Origin of the sequence: Streptomyces sp. cg35 (assembly GCF_050410835.1) — a bacterium.
Classification (GTDB): Bacteria; Actinomycetota; Actinomycetes; order Streptomycetales; family Streptomycetaceae; genus Streptomyces.
This window is the reverse complement of record NZ_CP191268.1, coordinates 1632970-1653966: the sequence shown is the minus strand read 5'-3', so window position 1 is coordinate 1653966 and position 20997 is coordinate 1632970. Positions and strand designations below refer to the sequence as shown.

At 72.4% G+C, this 20997-nt stretch carries 18 protein-coding genes; 8 read left to right on the top strand and 10 right to left on the bottom strand.

Going from position 1 to position 20997, the window contains the following annotated elements:
• Positions 1–223: 223 nt before the first annotated feature.
• On the bottom strand, positions 224–1708 hold the full coding sequence (locus tag ACQUQD_RS07850) for an MFS transporter (protein WP_428951284.1): 1485 nt from the start codon (positions 1706–1708) through the stop codon (positions 224–226).
• Between the two features lie 124 nt (positions 1709–1832).
• Between ACQUQD_RS07850 and ACQUQD_RS07845 the strand changes: the two genes are divergently transcribed.
• Positions 1833–2819, top strand: a complete 987-nt coding sequence (locus ACQUQD_RS07845; RefSeq protein ID WP_428951282.1) for an Lrp/AsnC family transcriptional regulator — start codon at positions 1833–1835, stop codon at positions 2817–2819.
• Between the two features lie 40 nt (positions 2820–2859).
• Here the strand turns inward: ACQUQD_RS07845 and ACQUQD_RS07840 are convergent, their stop codons facing one another.
• Positions 2860–3726: a LysR substrate-binding domain-containing protein gene (locus tag ACQUQD_RS07840; protein WP_428951280.1), complete on the bottom strand. Its 867-nt coding sequence runs from the start codon at positions 3724–3726 to the stop codon at positions 2860–2862.
• A 124-nt stretch (positions 3727–3850) separates the two neighbouring features.
• On the opposite strand from ACQUQD_RS07840, the gene ACQUQD_RS07835 reads away from it, so the two are divergent.
• Positions 3851–4894 carry a bile acid:sodium symporter family protein gene (locus ACQUQD_RS07835; RefSeq protein ID WP_428951278.1) on the top strand — a complete coding sequence of 348 codons (1044 nt, stop codon included), beginning with the start codon at positions 3851–3853 and terminating at the stop codon, positions 4892–4894.
• Here the strand turns inward: ACQUQD_RS07835 and ACQUQD_RS07830 are convergent.
• The 3 genes from ACQUQD_RS07830 to ACQUQD_RS07820 form a co-directional block, all read right to left on the bottom strand.
• The gene (locus ACQUQD_RS07830; protein WP_428957482.1) at positions 4839–6014 is read right to left on the bottom strand and encodes a hypothetical protein; all 1176 of its coding nucleotides are present in this window, start codon (positions 6012–6014) and stop codon (positions 4839–4841) included. The genes ACQUQD_RS07835 and ACQUQD_RS07830 overlap by 56 nt on opposite strands.
• A gap of 74 nt (positions 6015–6088) precedes the next feature.
• On the bottom strand, positions 6089–7915 hold the full coding sequence (locus tag ACQUQD_RS07825) for an exo-alpha-sialidase (RefSeq protein ID WP_428951276.1): 1827 nt from the start codon (positions 7913–7915) through the stop codon (positions 6089–6091).
• Positions 7916–8020: 105 nt separating this feature from the next.
• Complete coding sequence (locus ACQUQD_RS07820; RefSeq protein ID WP_428951274.1) at positions 8021–8944, bottom strand: quinone oxidoreductase family protein; 924 nt, start codon at positions 8942–8944, stop codon at positions 8021–8023.
• Between the two features lie 95 nt (positions 8945–9039).
• On the opposite strand from ACQUQD_RS07820, the gene ACQUQD_RS07815 reads away from it, so the two are divergent.
• Entirely contained in the window at positions 9040–9510 is a 471-nt protein-coding gene (locus tag ACQUQD_RS07815) for a MarR family winged helix-turn-helix transcriptional regulator (RefSeq protein WP_428951272.1), read from the top strand.
• Between the two features lie 135 nt (positions 9511–9645).
• Positions 9646–10539, top strand: coding sequence for a sulfotransferase family protein (locus ACQUQD_RS07810; protein ID WP_428951271.1), 894 nt, complete (start codon positions 9646–9648; stop codon positions 10537–10539).
• 104 nt (positions 10540–10643) lie between these two features.
• Here the strand turns inward: ACQUQD_RS07810 and fdhD are convergent, their stop codons facing one another.
• From fdhD to ACQUQD_RS07785, 5 genes are read right to left on the bottom strand one after another with little or no spacing between them, the layout of a single operon-like run.
• Positions 10644–11519, bottom strand: a complete 876-nt coding sequence (gene fdhD / locus ACQUQD_RS07805; protein WP_428951269.1) for a formate dehydrogenase accessory sulfurtransferase FdhD — start codon at positions 11517–11519, stop codon at positions 10644–10646.
• A 7-nt stretch (positions 11520–11526) separates the two neighbouring features.
• Positions 11527–12387, bottom strand: a complete 861-nt coding sequence (locus ACQUQD_RS07800) for a 2Fe-2S iron-sulfur cluster-binding protein (RefSeq protein ID WP_428951267.1) — start codon at positions 12385–12387, stop codon at positions 11527–11529.
• Positions 12384–14192 carry an NADH-ubiquinone oxidoreductase-F iron-sulfur binding region domain-containing protein gene (locus ACQUQD_RS07795; RefSeq protein WP_428951265.1) on the bottom strand — a complete coding sequence of 603 codons (1809 nt, stop codon included), beginning with the start codon at positions 14190–14192 and terminating at the stop codon, positions 12384–12386. Before ACQUQD_RS07795 ends, ACQUQD_RS07800 begins: the two co-directional genes overlap by 4 nt.
• Positions 14193–14198: 6 nt before the next feature.
• Positions 14199–16154, bottom strand: a complete 1956-nt coding sequence (locus tag ACQUQD_RS07790) for a molybdopterin oxidoreductase family protein (protein ID WP_428951263.1) — start codon at positions 16152–16154, stop codon at positions 14199–14201.
• On the bottom strand, positions 16151–17131 hold the full coding sequence (locus ACQUQD_RS07785) for a 2-dehydropantoate 2-reductase (RefSeq protein ID WP_428951262.1): 981 nt from the start codon (positions 17129–17131) through the stop codon (positions 16151–16153). The genes ACQUQD_RS07790 and ACQUQD_RS07785 overlap by 4 nt, the downstream gene beginning before the upstream one ends.
• Before the next feature lie 241 nt (positions 17132–17372).
• Here ACQUQD_RS07785 and ACQUQD_RS07780 point away from each other — a divergent pair, with 241 nt between their 5' ends.
• From ACQUQD_RS07780 to ACQUQD_RS07765, 4 genes are all read left to right on the top strand, one after another.
• Positions 17373–18719: an OFA family MFS transporter gene (locus ACQUQD_RS07780; protein WP_428951260.1), complete on the top strand. Its 1347-nt coding sequence runs from the start codon at positions 17373–17375 to the stop codon at positions 18717–18719.
• The gene (locus tag ACQUQD_RS07775; protein ID WP_428951258.1) at positions 18682–18822 is read left to right on the top strand and encodes an MFS transporter small subunit; all 141 of its coding nucleotides are present in this window, start codon (positions 18682–18684) and stop codon (positions 18820–18822) included. The genes ACQUQD_RS07780 and ACQUQD_RS07775 overlap by 38 nt, the downstream gene beginning before the upstream one ends.
• A gap of 131 nt (positions 18823–18953) precedes the next feature.
• Positions 18954–19901: a beta-ketoacyl-ACP synthase III gene (locus ACQUQD_RS07770; RefSeq protein WP_428951257.1), complete on the top strand. Its 948-nt coding sequence runs from the start codon at positions 18954–18956 to the stop codon at positions 19899–19901.
• A 176-nt stretch (positions 19902–20077) separates the two neighbouring features.
• Positions 20078–20755 (top strand): GntR family transcriptional regulator, encoded by a 678-nt coding sequence (locus tag ACQUQD_RS07765; RefSeq protein ID WP_428951255.1) that lies wholly within the window; start codon positions 20078–20080, stop codon positions 20753–20755.
• The last annotated feature ends 242 nt before the right edge of the window (positions 20756–20997 follow it).

The following is a 20997-nucleotide window of genomic DNA, read 5'->3' as shown; positions in this document are numbered from 1 at the left end:
TTGCTCCTTGTGGCGCTCCGCACAGCGTCGGTGACGGTACCCGACCGCGCGCTCCGGCGGGAGGGGTGACAAGTTGCCGGAAGCGCGCGGAATACACACAGGTCAGCCGGTGAAATACGGCCACAAGGGAAGGGGTGGGACAGAATTCTTACGCTTCAGTAAGTTTCGGTGGCGTAATCTCCCGGCGCTCTTCACCCGTCTCCACCGAATCTGTACGGAGAGGTCACCGGGGCGCGCCGACCGGGTTTTTGGGCGGAGTGGTCGGTTCCGCAACCGGCGTTCCGGGTGACCGTACCAGGACCAGCACCGCGAAGCCTGCGACGAGCGCCACACAACCGGCCAGCACGGACGCCGAGTTGAGGCCCTGTGCGAACGCCGTGTGCAGAGCCCCCTCCGGAACCCGCCCGCGCAGGGTGTCTGCCCCGCCGCCCGCGAGGGCATGCGCGGCGCCGCGCGGCAGGGTGTCCTGCATCCGCGAGATCAGTACGGTGCCGAAGACCGCGATGCCGAGCGCGTACCCGAGCTGGCGGAACGTGTTGAGCGAACCGCCCGCCATGCCCGCCCTGGCCGGTTCCACCGTGGCGAGCGCGGCCCCCGCGATCCCCGGCGACACGAGGCCGACGCCGACACCGGTCAGCAGCAGCCCCGGCACCAGCGCGGACCAGGTCGAACCGGCACCGAGCACGGCCTGGCAGCACATGCCGACCCCGATGAGGACGAGCCCGCCGCCCACCGTGATCCGGGCGGGCACCCCGTGCAGCAGCTTCCCGCCGGCGATCGCCACCACCATCGACGCCCCCGACAGCGACAGGAACACCAGGCCGCCGCGGACCGGGCTCATCCCGAGCAGCGTCTGCAGCCACAGCGAGGTGTAGGGCAGCACGCCGAACGCCGCCGCGTTGAACGCGAACGCGCCCACCATCACCCCCACGAACGCGGGCCTGCGCAGCAGCGCCAGATCGAGCATCGGGTGGGCCGAGCGCCGCTCCACGACCACGAAGGACACCAGCGCCACCGCCGCGGCGCCGAACGCGACCAGCGCGCCCCGCTCGCCCCAGCCCCGCTCCCCGGCCCGGATGACGCCGTACGTCGCCGCTCCGGCGAACACCGCGAACGTCCCGGTCCCGGCCCAGTCGATCCTCCGGCCGCGCGGCCCGCGCGACTCCGGCACGGCCCGCAGCGTCAGCCACACCGCCGCGACGCTCACCGGCAGATTGACCCAGAAGATCCACCGCCACCCTGGCCCCTCGGTCAGCAGCCCGCCGAGCACCGGCCCGACGGCGGCCGCACCGCCGCTCACCGCACCGAACACGCCCAGCGCGACGGACCGCTGCCGCCCCTGGTAGACGGACCCGATGATCGGCAGCGTGGTCGCGAACATCGCCGCGGCGCCCACGCCCTGCACGACCCGTGCGGCGACCAGCATCCCCGGCCCGCTCGCGAGCCCGCACACCAGCGAGGCGAGCGCGAACACCACCACACCCACCACGTGCGTCCGGCGCCGGCCGAGGATGTCCGCGGCCGCGCCCGTCCCGAGCAGCAGCGCCGCGAGCGCCAGCGCGTACCCGTCCATCACCCACTGCAGATCACTGAGCGAGGCGTGCAGCGCTGCGGCCATGTCCGGCAGCGCGACCACGGCTATGGACACGTCCAGCAACAGCATGAACGTCCCCAGGCAGACCGCGGTCAAGGTCCCCCATGTACGCATCGTGAATCCGACCTCTCGTCTCGTCGCCGTTCTTCCTTCGTCCGTACGATGGGCCGACGTCGGCCGATCACCGTGATCAGCGGCGCCGGACCGACGGAATCCGACAGACAGGGGCGGTACGACGATGGATTCCACGCTCTACGACGAGCTGGACCTCAAGATCCTCCAGGCCCTGGAGGTGGACGGGCGGGCCCCCTTCAGCCGCATCGCCGAGGTCATCGGCGTCTCCGACCAGACCGTCGCCCGCCGCTACCGCCGGCTCGTCGCGAGCGGCGGACTGCGCGTCGTCGGCCTCCAGGACAGCCAGCTGCTCGGCCTCGACAACTGGATGCTGCGGCTGCGCTGCGCGCCGGAGGGCGCCGAGACGATCGCGGCGGCGCTCGCCCGCCGCCCCGACACGGCGTGGATCGGCCTGACGTCCGGCGGCACGGAGGTCGTCTGCGTCACGGTGCCGCGCACCCCCGGCGACCACGACGACCTCCTCCTCGGCAAACTGCCGCGCACTCCGCACATCGTGGAGATCCGGGCCCTGCAGATGCTGCACCGCTACTTCGGCGGTCCCGAGGGCTGGCTTCGCAAGCGCGGCCCGCTCACTCCCGCCCAGGTCACGGCGCTCCGCCCGCCGCCGCCCACCGTGGAACCGGCCCTGCCGACCCCGGAGGACGGCCCCCTGCTCGCCGTCCTCAAGCGGGACGGCCGGGCCACCTACCCCGAACTCCAGCGCGCCACCGGAAAGTCGGAGTCCGCGGTCAAACGCCGCCTGGCCCAGCTCCTCGCCTCCGGCGCCTGCTACATCGACATCGAGTACGACACCGCGCGCCTGGGCCACGGCATGGCGGCGGTCCTCTGGATCACGGCGGCCCCGCGCCGTCTCGACGCGGTGGGCCGCGCGCTGGCCGGCCACGAGGAGATCGCCTACGCCGCCGCGACCGCCGGCCCCTCGAACGTGGTGGTCACCGCGGTCGCCCGCGACACGGCGGACCTCTACGCGTACGTCAGCGGAAAGCTCGGCCGCCTGGAGGGAGTGGAACACGTGGAGACGGCCCCGTTCATGCGCCGGGTGAAACAGCTGACGTACAGACCACGCGCATACAGCCCCACCGGCGTCTGAGGAGCGGGGTCCGGGGCACAGCCCCGAGCCGTCCACCGCGTCACCGGTGCAACCGGTCCCCGCCCGCCAGGATCGCCTGGGCCAGCGCCCGGGCAGGCCCGCCCCTGTCCGGCCCCCGCCCCGCGGAACCGTGCAGCAACACGAAGTCGACCTCCCCCAACTCCGGCAGCCCCACCCGCTCAGGGACCCGCACCAGCCCCGGCGGAATGAGCCCGCGCGCATGGGCCATCACCCCGAGCCCCGCCCGCGCCGCCGCGATCAGCCCGTTCAGCGATCCGCTCGTACAGGCGATCCGCCAGGCCCGGCCGTGCTGCTCCAGCGCCTCCAGTGCCAGCGCCCGCGAGATCCCCGGCGGCGGGAACACGATCAGCGGCACCGGCCGCTCCGGGTCGATCCGCAGTCGCTCCGAGCCGATCCACACCAGCCGGTCGTGCCACACCGACTCCCCGCGCGGATCCTCCGGCCTCCGCTTGGCCAGCACGAGGTCGAGCTTCCCGGCGTCCAGCTGCTCGTGCAGCGTCCCCGACAGCTCGACCGTCAGCTCCAGGTCCACCTCGGGGTGCTCGTGCCGGAACGACTCCAGGATCTCGGTGAGCCGGGTCAGCACGAAGTCCTCCGACGCCCCGAACCGCAAGCGCCCCCGCAGCCGCGTCCCCGTGAAGTACGCCGCCGCCTGTTCGTGCACCTCCAGGATCCGCCGGGCGAACCCGAGCATCGCCTCCCCGTCCTCCGTCAGCTCCACGGAGTGCGTGTCCCGCGTGAACAGGGTGCGCCCCGCCGCGTCCTCCAGGCGCCGCACATGCTGGCTGACCGTGGACTGCCGCAGCCCGAGCCGCCGCGCGGCCTGCGTGAAGCTCAGCGTCTGCGCGACGGCGAGAAACGTCCTCAGCTGACCGGGGTCGTACATGCCCCGACCCTACCCCCGCTCATCACGCGGCACGATCACAGTAAGAGCGGTATGCAGGATTCCCGATCACGGGGAAGGGGTGGACGATGGAGAGGGCACGACCTGAACCGAGAGCAAGGAACCAATGAAACGCCTGAGCTGGCCGTCCTGGATGCCGATCGACCCGTACATCCTGGCGTTGATCGGGACCGTCGGCCTCGCCGCGCTCCTCCCGGCCCGCGGCGCCGCCGCCGACGTCGCCTCCGGCGCCTCGACCGCCGCGGTCGCCTTCCTCTTCTTCCTCTACGGCGCCAGACTCTCGACCCGCGAGGCGATGGACGGCCTGCGCCACTGGCGGCTCCACGTCACGGTCCTCGTCTGTACCTTCGTGGCGTTCCCGCTGCTCGGCCTCGCCGCCCGCGGCCTGGTCCCCGTGCTGCTCCCGCAGAACCTCTACGAGGGCCTGCTCTTCCTCACGCTCGTCCCGTCCACCATCCAGTCGTCGATCGCGTTCACCTCGATCGCGCGCGGCAACGTCCCGGCGGCGATCTGCGCGGGCTCCTTCTCCTCGCTGGCCGGCATCGTCCTGACACCGCTGCTCGCGGCGGCGCTGCTGGGCAACAGCGGCGGCGGCTTCTCCGCCGACTCCCTCGTCAAGATCGTGCTCCAGCTGCTCGTCCCGTTCCTCGCGGGCCAGTTGCTGCGCCGCTGGGTCGGCGGCTTCATCACCCGGCACAAGAAGATCCTCGGCTACGTCGACCGCGGCTCGATCCTGCTCGTCGTCTACACCGCGTTCAGCGAGGGCATGGTCCAGGGCATCTGGCACCAGGTCAGCGCCGCCCGGCTGGCCGGTCTGCTGGCCGTCGAGGCCGTCCTCCTCGCGGTGATGCTCGCCGCCACCTGGTACGGCGCCAAGGCCCTGGGCTTCGACCGCGGTGACCGGGTGGCGATCCAGTTCGCCGGTTCCAAGAAGTCCCTGGCGTCCGGACTGCCCATGGCGAGCGTCCTGTTCGGCGCGCACGCCTCCCTCGCCGTGCTGCCCCTGATGCTCTTCCACCAGATGCAGCTGATGGTCTGCGCGGTCATCGCCAAGCGCCGCGCGAAGGACCCCCGGGAGCCGGACGAGGAGTCGCTCACCCCAGCCGCACGGACACGAACCGCGGCCGGTACAACGACACGTTCCGGCTGAGGTGCGCCTGCGCGGTGGCGGGCGTCGCGTCCAGCCAGTTGACGTCGTAGCTCAGCACCAGACGTCCGCCGCCGCTCAGTTCGGGGTGCGCCTGCGGGTTGTACGCGGCGACCGCACCGCCTGGCAACGGCGGCGCGAACCCCTTCGCGGGCCCGTGCCAGGGCCCGGTGGGGGAGCACGCCCAGTACGAGGTCACGGTCGTCAGCCCCGCGGCCCCCGCCGCCATCGTGAACAGCACGTACGTCCCCGCGTCCCGCACCACGCCGAACGCGCTGCCCACACCGCGCCGCCGCCCGTCCCCGAGCACCGGCGCCGACCGCGCCCCGGCCCGCCACCGCTCCCCGTCCCAGAACCGCCAGGCCGCCGTGTCACCGAGCCGGCCGCGCGGTACGCGGGCCACGTGGGCGTGGTGCACGGCGGCCTGCCCGTCGTCCCCGCCGAACACGTACGTCCAGTCGCCGTCGTCCACCAGGGTCGTGCCGAACAGCACCCGGCGGGCCGGATCGCGCACCTGCCGCTGGTCGAGCACCTGCCTGATGCCCTCCAGGCGCAGGTCCGGCAGCGACAGGGTGGCCACCTCGGTCGCCGTCGGCACCCCGTACACGTACGGGGCGGAACCGGCTGACCGCGTCCACAGCAGCACCCGCACGACCTGCTCGTCCGCGCCGGGCGAGCGCGGCTCCACCTGCGCCGCGACGGGCCACCGCCACTCGCCGACCCCGGTGTCCGGGAACAGCGGCGCGGCGACGGTCCGCTCGATCCGCCCCGAACGCCCCATGACCACAGCGGAGTTCCGGACGAACGGCGCGTCCGTGTCACGCCAGGAATGCGGCTGCCCGGCAGGGTTGGGCGGCGGATGCACGGCCCCCAGGTACGTGTCGGAGAACAGCCACAGCAGCCGCCCGTCCGGCAGCCGCACGGAGTGCGTCCCGTCGCCGCCGGTCCAGTCGTCGGACCGGGTGCCGTCGTCCCCGTAGCGGGTGAACTCCCGGTTCAGACCGGAGTCCGGCGCCCACGACGTCACGGCGCGGGCCGCGCAGGGGGAGCCGCCCTCCCGGTCGGGGAGGGCGACCACCACGACGAGCCCGCAGACGACGAGGAGCAGGCTCCACAGCAGCACGGGGAACCGCGCGACCGGCCCCCGCCGGCCGCGCGACGCCGACGGATCCTCACGGCCCCTCACACGACGCGACGCTAACGCCCGCCACGCACCCGGTCCAACGGCAGCCACAGCACGTCCCGCCCGCCGGACGTGACCCGTACGTCGTCGAGGGACCCGGTGAAGTACGCCCGGCTGTCCATCCGCTGCCCCAGGTGCACCCCGAACGGCGAGTTCCGGCTCACCGACCCGGGGACGTCGGCCGCGCTCCCGACCTCCGTGCCGTCGACGGACAGCACCACCGTGCCGTCACCGCGCCGGAGTTCGGCCCGGTGCCAGGCCCCGTCGTTGTACGCCGACGCGCTGCTCACGGAGACGGAACGTGGCGCTGCCGCACCGTCCCGCACGGTGATCAGCCCGGTGATCCGGTGCGCGGCGGGCTCGCCCCGCAGCCACACCTGCGGCTGCGTCGTCCCGATGCCGCCCATCCAGAGCAGCGGCTGCTCACCGCTCGTCGCCGTGTACCGGAACCAGAGGGAGGCGGTGAAGTCCCTCGTCCCGAGCGCTAGTTCGCTGCGGTACGGGAGCCTGACCGCGTCGTTCGTCCCGTCGAACGACAGGGCCCGGCCGGTCCGGCCGTCCGTCAGCGACGCCCCGCCGAGCACGGCCGCGTCCCGCGCGCCCCGCGCCCGGTCGTCCGTCGTCGGGTCGGGGCCGCGCCGCTCCGTGAGCCAGTCGAGGGTGAACCGCGCGAAGCGGATCTCGTCCCGTGCGTCGACCGCGCCGCCCTCGTACAGCAGACCCACATGGTCCGGGTCGGCCTGCACCATGTCCGAGTAGCCCGACCAGTCCGTGGTCACCACGGTGCCCCGGTCGAAGCTGTCCCAGGTGCGCCCGCCGTCGTAGGAGGACCGGACGGTCATGGTGCGCCGCCGGTCCGGGTCGCCGGGGCAGGCGAGCAGCAGCCGCTCGCCGCGCCTGCCGACCGGGAGCACCGAGCCCTGCACCTGCGGCGTGTACAGATCGGGGATCGCGGCGAAGGGGCGCTCGAACGAGTCCCCGCCGTCCCGGCTGACCGCGTGCGTGCGGTGTCCGGCGTCGGTGCCGTCCTGCTCGCGCCCGCTGACGTAGACCGTGCCGTCGGGGCGTTCGGCGAGCGTCATCTCGGACGGCTTCTGCCGGAACGTGCCGTCGTCCGCGATCGGCCACGAGTCCTTAGCGCCGATCCGCCAGTGCTCGCCGTGGTCGTCGCTCACCATCAGGGCGGCATGGTTCGCGGTGACCCGACTGCCGTTCCACGTCTCGGCGTTGACGGTGAACACGAGGCGTCCGCGGTGCCGGCCCTTGGTGAGCTGGATGCCGTGCACGGGCCCGGTCGCGTACCAGGAGTTGAAGTCGGCGGGCAGCAGTTCGCCGCTCAGGTCGCGCGGCGCGGACCAGGTGCGGCCGTCGTCGTCGCTGTACTGGAGGTGCGGGGTCCGGTCGCACGGCACGGCGCAGTTCCTGCCGTCGGTACGGCCGGTGTTGTACGTCTCGGCGAGCACGATGCGGCCCGTGCGCAGGTCCACGACCGGCGCCGGATTGCCGTGCGTGTCGCCCGCGCCCTCGTTGACGACCTGGAGCGGCGACCAGGTGCGCCCGCCGTCCTCGGACCGCTTGACCACGATGTCGATGTCACCGGCGTCGGAGCAGTCGTTCGTGCGGCCCTCCGCGAAGGCGAGCAGGGTGCCCTCGGCCGTCTTCACGACGGCAGGTATCCGGTAGCAGGCGTATCCCGGATCCTGCGAGGCCTTGAACAGCACCTGCTGCTCGAAGGGCGGCGCGGTGGCGGCCTGTGCGGCCACCGGAGCGGGGAGTGCCGCGGCGACGGCCAGCGCCGCCAGCACCGATCTCAGACGTGCGGGGAAGTTCCTTCGTCGCATGGCGCGGCCCACCCTTCAGGTCATCCGGACAACCGGACATCCCACGTCCAACGTATGCGCCACAGACGCTACTTGGGCCGCTCGCCACCCGACAAGGACCGTGCATCAGGGGATCAGGACCACCTTGCCGAGGTTGCTCCGCTCCTCGATCACCGCGTGCGCCCGTGCCGCCTCCTCCAGAGCGAACTCCCCGTGCACAGAAGGTTTCAGAGCACCCGTCAGGAACAGCCGCCACAACTGCGTGCGCCACTTCTCGTACGTCTCGGGCCTGCCGCGCGCGATGAGCGCCATCTGGAACCCGATGACCGACTTCGCTCCGACCAGCAGGTCGTACGCCGACACGGTCCCGCCGCCCGAGCTGTACGCGACGAGCCGGCCGTGCGGCGCGAGGGCGCCGACCGCGGGCGCGAGCAGCTCGCCGCCGACCGCGTCCAGGACGTAGTCCACGGGCTCGCCCCAGGACCCGGCGTCGTACGTCACCACGGCATCGGCCCCGAGTCCGCGCACGAACGCGCTCTTGCGACGGTCGGAGACGGCGGCCACGACCCGGCCCGCGCCCCGCAACGAGGCCAGCTGCAGGGCGAGATGACCCACGCCGCTCGCCGCCGCCGTCACCAGGGCGGCCTCGCCGGGCTCGGGCCGGGCCGCCTGCAGCGCCCCGTACGCGACGAGTCCGCTGCGCACGAGTGCCACCGCGTCGACCGCGCTCGCCCCGTCCGGCACCGGGGAGGCCATCGTGACGTGCAGCAGCGCGTAGTCCGCGTAGCCGTGGCCGAAGGTCAGGCCCGTGACGCGGTCGCCGGGCGCGTACGTCGTCACGCCCGCGCCGAGCGCGACCGCCTCGCCCGCGATCTCGCCGCCGAGCACGATCGGCTCGCGGGGTTCGCGGACCTTGCGGACGACGGGCAGGGTGACCCCGACCGCTTCCGTGCGGACGAGGAGTTCCCCCGGGCCCGGCTCGGGGACCGGCGCCTCTTCCAGGAACAGGACCTCGGGGCCGCCGCTGTGCGCGTACCGGACACGGCGCATGCGCGTCACCGCCTTCACGGATCGAGTTCGTTGGGACTCCCAACGGTAGAGCGAGTTCATTGGGAAGTCCAACGAATGCTCGGTATGCTGGCCCCATGAGCACGCCCCCCTCCGCACCGAGCACCATCCGCGACCTGCCCAGCTGGCTCCTCGGCAGGGCCGCAGCGCGCGGCCGGGCCCTCGTCGCGGACGCCCTCGCCGAGCAGGGCCTGAAGATGTGGCACCACGTGGTCCTCAGCGCTGTCGCCGACCTGGAGCCGGTCGCCCAGGCCGACCTCGTGCGCAGCGTCCAGCTCGACCCCAAGGACATGGTGGGTGTGCTGAACGACCTGCAGGACGCCGGCCTCGTCGAGCGCGCGCCCGACCCCAGGGACCGCCGCAAGAACGCGGTCACCATCACCGAGGACGGCACCCGCCTCGTCGAGACGTGCGCCCGCGCGGCCCGCACCGCCAACGACGCGCTCCTCGCCCCGCTCTCGGCGGCCGAGCGCGACCTGTTCTTCGGCCTGCTCCGCCGCGTCTGCGAGCTCCCCGCAGAGCCCGGCGGCACGACCGGTACCGCCTGACGGGAACCGATGTGCGCGGGCTGTGCGCACGATGTGCCGTACTCCCTTTCCCGGCACGTCACTTCACGTTCGCATCGAACCCCTGAGCTGGACGGCACAACCGGAACGGGGCCGACGCGAAAGAGGTGACACGCCGTGCCCGACGCCCGCTGGCAGGCGGTACGCACAGGGATGCGACGCAGAAGGAGGCTGCTCGCCCAGGCGCTCCGACCGCCCGTGCCCCGCACAGGAGCACTGCCCGCGATCCCCGCCCAGCCGCGCGCCCGCGACGAGCGGCCGCCCGTCGAACCGGCCCCGCGCCTCGTGCCCGACCCGGTCTTCCTGCTCTCCCCGGTCCGCTCCGGCTCCACGCTGCTGCGCGTCCTGCTCAACAGCCACCCCGACATCCGCGCCCCGCACGAGATGCACCTGCGCACCCTGCACGTCCACCTCGACCGCGACTTCACCCATCAGGCCATGCGCGAACTGGCCCTGGACCGCGAAGAGCTGGAGCACATGCTGTGGGACAGGGTGCTGCACCACGCGCGATGTCGCGGCGGCGACGAGGCCTCCCTCGTCGTCGACAAGACCCCGGCCAACACCCATCTGTGGCCCCGGCTGCACCGCGCCTGGCCCCGGGCCCGCTACATCTTCCTGCTGCGCCACCCGGCCGCCGTCGTCGAGTCCCTGACCGCACGCCGCACCGACCCGGACATCGCCGCCGTCCACGCCGAAGTACTGGGCTACGCCGAGGAGCTGGAGCGGGCCCGACGCGTCCTGGACGGGATCACCGTCACCTACGAGGACCTGACCGAGGACCCCGAGCGCGAGACCCGGCGCATCTGCGCGCACCTGGGGGTCGACTGGCACCCGGCGATGCTGGACTACGGCGCACGGGACCACGGGGAGTTCCGGCCGCACATCGGGGACTGGAGCGAGAAGATCCGCTCCGGCCGGATCCAGCCCGCCCGGCCCGCCGGGAGCTGCGCGGGCCTGCCGCCCCGGCTGCTGGAGATCTCGGCGGCGTGGGGGTACGCGGTCGACCGGTGACGCGGGCGGGCCGCGCCCCGGGGCCGGCGGCGTAGGGACCCGGCCGGCGCAGGGGGCGCTCCCCGCCGGTCCGGGCCCCCGCCGCCGTGCCGCGGGGAACCGGGTCAGCCGTGCTGCGTGGCGGCCTCGGCGGCCGCCGCGGCCGCCGCGGCCTCCAGGGCGACCCGGTGTTCCCCCGCGTACACGTTCATGGAGCTGCCCCGCAGGAAGCCGATCAGCGTCAGCCCCGTCTCGGCGGCCAGGTCGACGGCGAGCGACGACGGGGCCGACACCGCGGCGAGCACCGGGATGCCCGCCATGACGGCCTTCTGCGCCAGCTCGAACGAGGCCCGCCCGGACACCATCAGCACCGACCGGGACAGCGGCAGGTCCCCCTGCTGCAGGGCACGGCCGACGAGCTTGTCGACCGCGTTGTGCCGGCCCACGTCCTCCCTTATGTCGACCAGGCGGCCCTCCTCGTCGAAGAGGGCCGCGGCGTGCAGCCCCCCGGTCCGGTCGAACACGCGCTGGTCCTCGCGCAGCCGGTCGGGGAGCGAGGAGAGCAGCTCGGGCGTGAGCCGGACCGGGGGAGCGTCGGCGATCGGGAACCTGGCCGTGGTCCGCACCGCGTCGAGGCTCGCCTTGCCGCACAGACCGCAGGACGACGTCGTGTAGACGTTCCGCTCGAGCGTGATGTCGGGGAGCACGACGCCCGGCGCCGTGCGCACGTCCACCACGTTGTACGTGTTCGAGCCGTCCTGGGTGGCGCCCGCGCAGTACACGATGTTCTGGAGGTCGGCGGCGCCCGCGAGCACGCCCTCGCTGACCAGGAAGCCCGCCGCGAGCGCGAAGTCGTCGCCCGGGGTGCGCATGGTGATCGCGAGCGGCTTCCCGTTCAGCCGGATCTCCAGGGGTTCCTCGGCGACGAGCGTGTCCGGCCGGGTCGAGACGCGTCCGTCCCTGATCCGGATCACCTTGCGCCGTTCCGTGACTCGTCCCATGTCTTGATCAGTCCCGGTTCTGTACGTGCTGGTAGCCGAAGCGGCCCTTGATGCAGAGGTTGCCGTGGGTCACCGGGTTGTCGTGCGGGGAGGTGACCTTCACGATCTCATTGTCCTGCACATGGAGCGTGAGGTTGCAGCCGACTCCGCAGTAGGCGCACACCGTCGTCGTCTCGGTCTGCGCCGACTCGTCCCACGTACCGGCCGCCCGCATGTCGAACTCCGACTTGAAGGACAGCGCGCCCGTCGGGCACACCTCGATGCAGTTGCCGCAGTACACGCACGCCGAATCGGTCAGCGGCGCGTCCTGCTCGACGGCGATCCGGGCGTCGAAGCCGCGTCCGGCGACCGAGATCGCGAAGGTGTTCTGCCACTGGTCGCCGCAGGCGTCGACGCACTTGTAGCAGAGGATGCACTTGTCGTAGTCGCGCACGTAGAGATCGTTGTCGACCCGCGGTTCCTCGCTCAGCCGCTCCGCGTCCGGACCGAAGCGGTCCGGCTTCGCCTCGTACTCCTTGATCCATGAAGCGACATGGGGAGTCGTCGACAAGTCGACGGACGAGGCGAGCAGTTCGAGGACGACCTTGCGGCTGTGCCGGGCGCGCTCGGTGTCCGTCCGCACCTCCATGCCCGGCTCGGCCCGACGGGAGCAGGCCGGCACCAGGGTCCGGGACCCCTCCACCTCGACGACGCAGACCCGGCACGCGTTCTTCGGGGTCAGCGTGTCGCCCTGGCACAGGGTCGGAACGTCCTTTCCGGCGGCGCGGCAGGCGTCGAGGATCGTCGACCCCTCGGGCGCGCGCACCGGCTCCCCGTCGATCGTGAACTCCAGCAGACGACGGGGTATCCCCAGTTCGACGGCGGTCATGACGCGTACGCCCCCAGGCGGTCGATGGCGGACTCGATGGCGTTCCAGGCGGTCTGGCCGAGACCGCAGATCGAGGCGTCGCGCATGGTGCGCCCCACCTCGCGCAACAGGGCGATGTCGTCGTCGGCCGCGATGCCCCTGCGCTCGGCGATCCGGTGCAGGGCCTCCTGCTGCCGCACCGTGCCCACCCGGCACGGCACGCACTGCCCGCAGGACTCGTCGCGGAAGAACGCGGCGATCCGCAGCAGGATCCGGGGCAGCGGGAGCGCGTCGTCGAAAGCCATCACGACACCCGAGCCGAGCGTGGTGCCCGCGGCACGGGTCCCCTCGAAGGTCAGCGGGATGTCCAGCTCGTCGGGCCGCACGAAGCCGCCCGCGGCGCCGCCGAGCAGGATCGCCCGCAGCGGGTCCGGGGTGCCGGCGAGGGCGAGGAGGTCGCCGAGGGTGGCGCCGAAGGGGAGCTCGTAGACGCCGGGCCTGCCGACGGCGCCGCAGACGCAGAACAGCTTGGGCCCGGTCGACTGCTCCGTGCCGATGGCCGCGTACGCCTGCGCGCCCATGGTCAGGATCGGCAGCACGTTCACCAGCGTCTCGACGTTGTTGGCGGCGGTCGGCCTGCCGAACAGCCCCTTCTCGACGGGGAACGGCGGCTTGGAGCGGGGCTCGCCCCGGTACCCCTCGATGGAGTTGAAGAGCGCGGTCTCCTCGCCGCATATGTAGGCGCCCGCGCCGCGCCGTATCTCGATGTCGAAGGAGAACCCCTGCCCGAGGATGTCCTCGCCCAGCAGACCGCGCGCACGGGCCTGTTCGACGGCGTGGCTCATCCGGGCGAGCGCGAGGGGGTACTCGCCGCGCAGGTACAGGTAGCCGTGGCGGGCGCCGGTCGCGTAGCCCGCGATCGTCATGGCCTCGACGAGCGCGTACGGGTCGCCCTCCATCACGACCCGGTCCTTGAAGGTGCCCGGTTCGGACTCGTCCGCGTTGCACACGAGGTAGTGCGGCCCGTCCGGCTGGGCGGCGGTGGCCTGCCACTTCCGCCCCGTCGGAAACGCGGCCCCGCCCCGCCCCACGAGCCCCGCGTCGGTCACTTCCCGGATGACGCCCCCGGCCCCGATCGCGAAGGCCCGCCGCAGTGCGCCGTACCCGCCCTCGGCGCGGTAGTCGTCGAGAGAGGCGGGATCGACGACACCGACGCGCTTGAGCAGAACGAGCCCCGGATCACCGGCTTGGGGTACATCGGGCGATCCGAGCCCGTCCGGCGCTTGAAGAACGGGGTCCGGGGCAGAGCCCCGAAACGGCGCGATCGGCACGGCCGACGCAGCGGGCCCCGCCCGCACGAGCAGAGCGGCAGGCGCCCGCTCGCACAGCCCCAGACACGGCGACTCCGACACCTGCACATCAGGCCCGAACCGCCCCCGCGCCGAGCCGCACAACTCCGCACCCCCCACCCGCGCACACGCCAGATCCGTACACACGTGCAGCACGGACGCGGGCCGCGCCCGCACCGAGAACATCGAGTAGAACGTGGCCACCCCGTACGCCTCGGCCGGCGGCACGGTGAGCCGCCGGCACAGATAGTCCAGGGCGCCCTCGCTGATCCACCCCACCCGGTCGTTGACCGCGTGCAGCCCCGGCAACAGCAAGTCCCGCCGCTCGCGCGCCGCGCGCCCGCCCCGGGCCCACCGCAGATCGGCGTCCGACCGGTCGTCGGCCCCCTCCCACGCGGACTCCGGCGGCCCGAGGAGCGCGTCGACCGCCTCCCGCTCCTCGTCCGTCGGCTTGCTGTCACCGAAGCGCAGATCCACGGTCCCTCAGCCCCTCACTGCTGACGCGGTCAGCTTCTCGATCCGGATCGCCGACGCCTTGAACTCCGCCGTCCCGGCGATCGGGCAGTTCGCCTCGATCGTCAGCGCGTTGGTGTCCACCTCGTCGGGAAAGTGCATGGTCATGAAGGCGAGCCCGGGACGCAGCCCCGGATCGACCCAGACCGGCGCGGTCACCACGCCGCGCCGCGACGACACCCGCACCTCCTCGCCGACCACGACCCCGTACCGCTCCGCGTCCTCCGGGCACAGTTCGACGTACTCGCCGCGGCGCAACGGGGACGCGAACCCCCCGCTCTGCACACCGGTGTTGTACGAGTCGAGACGGCGTCCGGTGGTCAGCCGGATCGGATAGGCCTCGTCGGTCAGGTCGACCGGCGGATCGTGCTCGACGAGCCCGAACGGCGCGAGCCGCCCGCGCCGCCCCGGATCCGTCTCCCACAGCCGCCCGTGCAGATACGAGGAGGGCAGCTCGTCCACGTCGGGGCAGGGCCACTGCAGCCCCTGGAGCTCTTCCAGCCGGTCGTACGTCATCCCGAAGTGGTCCGGCGACAGCGCGCGCAGCTCGTTCCACACGGCCTCGGCGTCGGCGTACTTCCAGTCGTGGCCCAGCCGCGCGGCCACGTCGCAGATGATGTCGATGTCCTCGCGTGCCTCACCGGGCGGGGCGAGCGCGGCCCGCACCCGCTGGACCCGCCGCTCGCTGTTGGTCGTCGTGCCGTCGGTCTCCGCCCACGAGGCCGTCGCGGGCAGCACCACGTCCGCCATCTCCGCGGTCCTGGTCAGGAAGATGTCCTGCACCACCAGGTGATCGAGGGCGGCCAGACGGCGCGCGGCCTGCTCGCTGTCGGCCTCCGACTGGGCGGGGTTCTCGCCGATGCAGTACACGGCGCGCAGCCGCCCGTGCTCCATCGCCTCGAACATGTCGGTGAGGGTCATTCCGTAGCGCGGCGGGATCACCGTGTCCCAGGCCCGCTCGAACTTCAGCCGGTGGCCGTCGTCGAGGAGGTCCTGGAAGCCGGGCAGCCGGTTCGGGATGGCGCCCATGTCGCCGCCGCCCTGCACGTTGTTCTGCCCGCGCAGCGGCTGCACCCCGGCGCCGTACCGTCCGACGTGGCCGGTCAGCAGCGACAGGTTGATCAGCGCCCGGACGTTGTCGGTGCCGTTGTGGTGCTCGGTGATCCCCAACGTCCAGCACAACTGGGCGCGTTCGGCCCGCGCGTAGGCGTGCGCGAGGTCCCGGATCGCCGCCGCGGGGACGCCGGTCACCTTCTCCGCCAGGGACAGCGTCCACGGCTCGACGAGCGCCTTGAACTCCTCGAAGCCGGTCGTGGCCCGCGCCACGAACGCCTTGTTGTGCAGATCGGCGGCGATGATCTCCCGGGCGACCGCGTGCGCCAGCGGGATGTCGGTGCCGACGTTCAGGCCGAGCCAGCTCTCCGCCCACTCGGCGGTCGAGGTGCGGCGCGGGTCGACGGCGTACATCCGGGCGCCGCCCCGGATCCCCTTCAGCACGTGCTGGAAGAAGATCGGGTGCGCGAAGCGGGCGTTGGAGCCCCACATCACGATCAGGTCCGTGTGCTCGACCTCCTCGTACGAGGAGGTGCCGCCGCCCGAGCCGAACACGGCCGACAGGCCGGCGACGCTCGGCGCGTGACACGTGCGGTTGCAGGAGTCGACGTTGTTCGTGCCCATCACGACCCGCGTGAACTTCTGGGCCACGAAGTTCATCTCGTTCGTGGCGCGGGCGCACGACAGCATCGCGAAGGCGTCCGGGCCGTGTTCCTCACGGGTGCGGCGGAACCCGTCGGCCGCCACTGTCAGCGCCTCGTCCCAAGTGGCCTCCCTGAACGGCGAGTCACGGTCGCCGGGTGTCTCGCGCACCAGCGGACGGGTGAGCCGGTGGTACGTCTTCGGGGTGCGGTCGCGCCGCTTCTGCTTCATGCGGCGTCCCTCCTCATGCCGTGGGCGAGCAGGTCCGAGAGGGCGTGCACGGTGCGCAGGGTGGGCACCTCGACGCCCGTGATGTCCGCCAGCTCCACGACCGCGGCCAGCAGCACGTCCAGCTCCAGCGGCTTTCCGCGTTCCAGGTCCTGGAGCGTGGAGGTGCGGTGGTCGCCGACCCGTTCGGCGCCGGCCAGGCGGCGCTCCACGGAGATGTCGGGCCGGCAGCCGAGCGCCGCGGCGACGGCGAGCGTCTCGGTCATCATGATCTCGATGACCCGGCGCGTGCCGCCGTGCAGGCACATCTGCCGCATCGTGGCGCGCACCAGGGCGCTGATCGGGTTGAAGGAGATGTTGCCGAGCAGCTTGATCCAGATGTCGGCGCGCAGCTCCGGCTCGACGGGACACTTCAGGCCGCCCGCCCGCATCGCGTCACTGAACGCGGTGCAGCGCGCCGACACCGAGCGGTCCGGCTCCCCGACGGAGAACCGCGTCCCCTCCAGGTGCCGGACCACTCCCGGCGCCTCCAGTTCGGTCGCGGCGTAGACGACACATCCGACGGCTCGCTCGGGTGCGAGCACCGCGCTCACGGCGCCGTCCGGATCGACGCTTTCGAGCCGATGTCCGTCGTGCGGACCGCCGTGCCCGTGGAAGTACCACCACGGGATGCCGTTCTGCGCCGCGACGACCGCTGTCCGCTCGTGCAGCAGGGGCTCGATCAACGGCCCGCACGCCGCGTACGAGTTGGCCTTCAGGCCGAGGAACACATAGTCGACGGGCCCGATCTCGGCCGGGTCGTCGGTGGCGTGGGCCCGCGCGGTGAAGTCGCCGCGCGGGCTGACGACCTGGACACCGCTGCGCCTCATGGCCGCCAAGTGCGGTCCACGGGCGACGAGATGGACGTCGGCGCCCGCGCGGTGCAGCGCGGCTCCGACATAGGCGCCGATCGCTCCGGCGCCGAGGACTGCGACTTTCACTGGCGGGCTCCGTCCGGTCGAGGGTTCCGGCTCCGCCCTGCTCGCACGGGCAGTGGCGGTCCGAAGAGAAGCGGAGACTGTCGATGGAATATTGTCTACAGTATGGAAGTTGGGCCGACAAGACTCCGCGCACCGGCTCGCACGATGGCGTGCCGGGGCATTGCATACGGTGGACGGATTCTGTACGGACCGAGGTCCGACCTCTTCCCAACAACCGGACCGCTGCCTACCGTTCGGGATCATGAGGCCCCCCGTCGCACCGACCGGCTGGAGCCGCTGGCTCGTACCGCCCGCCGCCCTCTCGGTCCATCTCTCCATCGGCCAGGCGTACGCCTGGAGTGTCTTCAAGCCGCCCCTCGAATCCGCCTTGAACCTGAGCGGCACCCAGAGCGCGCTGCCGTTCCAGCTCGGCATCGTGATGCTCGGCCTGTCCGCCGCGTTCGGCGGCACGCTCGTCGAGCGCAACGGCCCGCGCTGGGCGATGACCGTCGCCCTCGTCTGCTTCTCCTCGGGCTTTCTGCTCTCCGCCCTCGGCGCCGCCACCGAGCAGTACTGGCTGATCGTGCTCGGCTACGGCTTCGTCGGCGGCATCGGCCTGGGCATCGGCTACATCTCGCCGGTCTCCACGCTGATCAAGTGGTTCCCGGACCGGCCCGGCATGGCCACCGGCATCGCGATCATGGGCTTCGGCGGCGGCGCGCTGATCGCGTCGCCGTGGAGCGCGCAGATGCTGGACTCGTTCGGCGCGGACAGCGACGGCATCGCCCTGGCGTTCCTGGTGCACGGCCTGACGTACGCGGTGTTCATGCTGCTGGGTGTCCTGCTGGTCAGGGTGCCGGGCGAGAAGGTGCCGTCAGGGGCGCGGGGAACCGCGCGGCAAGCCCCCGCCGGCCCGCAGGTGTCGGCGAAACAGGCCATCCGTACGCCCCAGTTCTGGTGCCTCTGGCTGGTCCTCTGCATGAACGTCACCGCGGGGATCGGCATCCTGGAGAAGGCCGCCCCCATGATCACGGACTTCTTCGCGGACACCGGCACCCCGGTCACGGCCGGCGCGGCGGCCGGCTTCGTCGCGCTGCTCTCCGCCGCGAACATGGCCGGCCGCATCGGCTGGTCCTCCACGTCCGACCTCATCGGCCGCAAGAACGTCTACCGCCTCTACCTGGGCGTGGGCGCCCTGATGTACCTCCTCATCGCCCTGTACGGCGACGCCTCCAAGCCGCTGTTCGTCATCTGCGCGCTCGTCATCCTCTCCTTCTACGGCGGCGGCTTCGCGACCGTCCCCGCGTACCTGAAGGACCTGTTCGGCACGTACCAGGTGGGCGCGATCCACGGCCGGCTGCTCACGGCCTGGTCGACGGCCGGCGTCCTCGGCCCGCTCATCGTCAACTGGGTCGCCGACAGCCAGGAGGACGCCGGAAAGCACGGCTCGTCCCTCTACGGACTCTCGTTCACGATCATGATCGGCCTGCTGGTCGTCGGCTTCGTGGCCAACGAGCTCGTCCGCCCCGTCCACGCCCGCCACCACATCCCCGCCCCCAGGGAGTCCGCCGATGACACCGCCGACCGTGACCACCAGCAGCCCGCCTAGGCGCCGCGGCCTGATCGCCGTCGCCTGGCTGTGGGTGGGCGCGCCGCTCGCCTACGGCCTGTACGAACTGGTGCAAAAAGCCACACAGCTGTTCACTGGCTGATCGGGCAGAACTCTCCAACCAAGACCACACAATCCTGTTGCTTTACGTCACCTCGTACTCGCCGGTCGCTGGCCAGACTGGAACGTCCGCGGCGCGCACGGCTCGCACGCCAGGCACACGAGGGGACTTCCATGAACGGTTCGCGCATCGTCGGCATCGGGCACTATCAGCCCGCCAGGGTCCTCACGAACGAGGACCTGGCGGGCATGGTCGAGACCGACGACGAGTGGATCCGCTCCCGCGTCGGCATCCGCACCCGGCACATCGCGGGTCCCGACGAGCCGGTCGACGAGCTCGCCGCGCACGCCGCCGCCAAGGCGCTGGCCGCGGCGGGCCTGACCGCCGAAGCCGTCGACCTCGTCGTCGTCGCCACGTCCACGGCTGTCGACCGTTCCCCGAACACGGCGGCGCGCGTCGCCCACCGGCTCGGCGTGCCGTCGCCCGCCGCGCTCGACCTGAACGTCGTCTGCGCCGGATTCACCCACGCCCTCGCCACCGCCGACCACACCCTGCGGGCCGGCGCCGCCACCCGCGCCCTCGTCATCGGCGCGGACAAGATGTCGGCGGTCACCGACTGGACCGACCGCACCACCTGCGTCCTGGTCGGCGACGGTGCGGGCGCCGTGGTGATCGAGCCGTGCGCCGACGGCGAGGAGCCCGGCATCGGGCCGGTCCTGTGGGGCTCGGTCCCGGAGATGGGCAACGCCGTCCGGATCGAGGGCGAGCCCGCGCGCTTCTCGCAGGAGGGTCAGTCCGTCTACCGCTGGGCGACCCGGCAGCTGCCGCCGCTCGCCCGCGCGGCCTGCGAGAAGGCGGGCCTCGCCCCGGCCGACCTCGCCGCCGTCGTCCTGCACCAGGCCAATCTGCGCATCATCGAGCCCCTCGCCGAGAAGATTGGCGCGGTGAACGCGGTCGTCGCCCGGGACGTCGTCGACTCCGGGAACACCTCCGCCGCGAGCGTGCCGATGGCGCTGTCCAAACTGATCGAGCGGGGCGAGATCGAGAGCGGCGACCCCGCCCTCCTCTTCGGCTTCGGCGGGAATCTCTCGTACGCGGGCCAGGTCGTGCGCTGTCCGTGACGTGAGGTGCGCGGGATGTGACGAGTCCAACTCGCCCTGGTGGTAGCGATTGTGCTCGGTAAACTGTATTCCAAAGACAATCGAGTGTTCCGATCCGTTCCGATGCCGTATGGGTCGCGGACGCCGGAACCGGAATCGGCTTGCCGGATGCTCCGAAGCCCAGGAGGGGGACCGCGATGTTGTCCACAGGACTGCCGCAGGGGGCGGTGCCCAAGCTCGAGCGCCCCGGCCCGTTGCGCGAGCGGGTCTACGAGGCGCTGCTCGAACTCATCACGACCCGCGCCCTCCAGCCCGGCCAGCACCTCGTCGAGAGCGAGCTGGCGGGGCACCTCGGGGTCTCGCGCCAGCCGGTGCGCGAGGCGCTGCAGCGTCTGAACACCGAGGGCTGGGTCGATCTGCGTCCGGCGCAGGGCGCGTTCGTGCACGAGCCGACGGAGGAGGAGGCCGACCAACTCCTCACCGTCCGTACGCTGTTGGAGGCCGAGGCCGCCCGGCTCGCCGCGGCCAACGCGGGCAAGACCGGGATCGCCGCCCTGGAAGACCTCTGCGCGAAGGGCGAGCAGGCCGTCGCCGACGGGGACGTCGACCTGGTGGTCGCGACGAACGCCGCGTTCCACGCGAAGGTCATGGAACTCGCGGGCAACGTGGTCCTCGGTGAGCTCGCGGGCCAGGTCGACGCCCGTGTCCGCTGGTACTACCAGCCCGTCGCCCGCCAGCGCGGCAAGCAGTCCTGGATCGAGCACCGCGAGCTCATCGCGGCGATCTCGGCCCGCGACGAGGCGCGCGCCACGGCCGTGATGCGGGCCCACACGGAGCACACCCGCGAGACGTACCACCACCGCGACCGCGGATGAGCCGCGGGCAGGCGGGCCGCCGGGCCCGCCTGCCCCGGGACGTCCGTCAGCCGGCGAACGCGTGCGCGTGCTGCCCGGCCCGCCGGGCGAAGGAGCGCGGTGCCCGTCCCGTCACCTTCTCCGCCGTGTCCCGCACCGGCGACTCGTCCAGCGCCCCGTCGTCCCCGATGCCGTACGGTCGAGCGCCCTGTACCGGATGACGTCATGGCCGTATACCCCCTGTGACGTGCCGCGTTGACGCG

Excerpts from the sequence above, each read along its gene's own strand:
- ACQUQD_RS07850 (WP_428951284.1), bottom strand. The coding sequence starts at position 1,708 with ATGCGTACATGGGGGACCTTGACCGCGGTCTGCCTGGGGACGTTCATG.
- ACQUQD_RS07845 (WP_428951282.1), top strand. The coding sequence starts at position 1,833 with ATGGATTCCACGCTCTACGACGAGCTGGACCTCAAGATCCTCCAGGCC.
- ACQUQD_RS07840 (WP_428951280.1), bottom strand. The coding sequence starts at position 3,726 with ATGTACGACCCCGGTCAGCTGAGGACGTTTCTCGCCGTCGCGCAGACG.
- ACQUQD_RS07835 (WP_428951278.1), top strand. The coding sequence starts at position 3,851 with ATGAAACGCCTGAGCTGGCCGTCCTGGATGCCGATCGACCCGTACATC.
- ACQUQD_RS07825 (WP_428951276.1), bottom strand. The coding sequence starts at position 7,915 with ATGCGACGAAGGAACTTCCCCGCACGTCTGAGATCGGTGCTGGCGGCG.
- ACQUQD_RS07820 (WP_428951274.1), bottom strand. The coding sequence starts at position 8,944 with ATGCGCCGTGTCCGGTACGCGCACAGCGGCGGCCCCGAGGTCCTGTTC.
- ACQUQD_RS07815 (WP_428951272.1), top strand. The coding sequence starts at position 9,040 with ATGAGCACGCCCCCCTCCGCACCGAGCACCATCCGCGACCTGCCCAGC.
- fdhD (WP_428951269.1), bottom strand. The coding sequence starts at position 11,519 with ATGGGACGAGTCACGGAACGGCGCAAGGTGATCCGGATCAGGGACGGA.
- ACQUQD_RS07800 (WP_428951267.1), bottom strand. The coding sequence starts at position 12,387 with ATGACCGCCGTCGAACTGGGGATACCCCGTCGTCTGCTGGAGTTCACG.
- ACQUQD_RS07790 (WP_428951263.1), bottom strand. The coding sequence starts at position 16,154 with ATGAAGCAGAAGCGGCGCGACCGCACCCCGAAGACGTACCACCGGCTC.
- ACQUQD_RS07780 (WP_428951260.1), top strand. The coding sequence starts at position 17,373 with ATGAGGCCCCCCGTCGCACCGACCGGCTGGAGCCGCTGGCTCGTACCG.
- ACQUQD_RS07775 (WP_428951258.1), top strand. The coding sequence starts at position 18,682 with ATGACACCGCCGACCGTGACCACCAGCAGCCCGCCTAGGCGCCGCGGC.
- ACQUQD_RS07770 (WP_428951257.1), top strand. The coding sequence starts at position 18,954 with ATGAACGGTTCGCGCATCGTCGGCATCGGGCACTATCAGCCCGCCAGG.
- ACQUQD_RS07765 (WP_428951255.1), top strand. The coding sequence starts at position 20,078 with ATGTTGTCCACAGGACTGCCGCAGGGGGCGGTGCCCAAGCTCGAGCGC.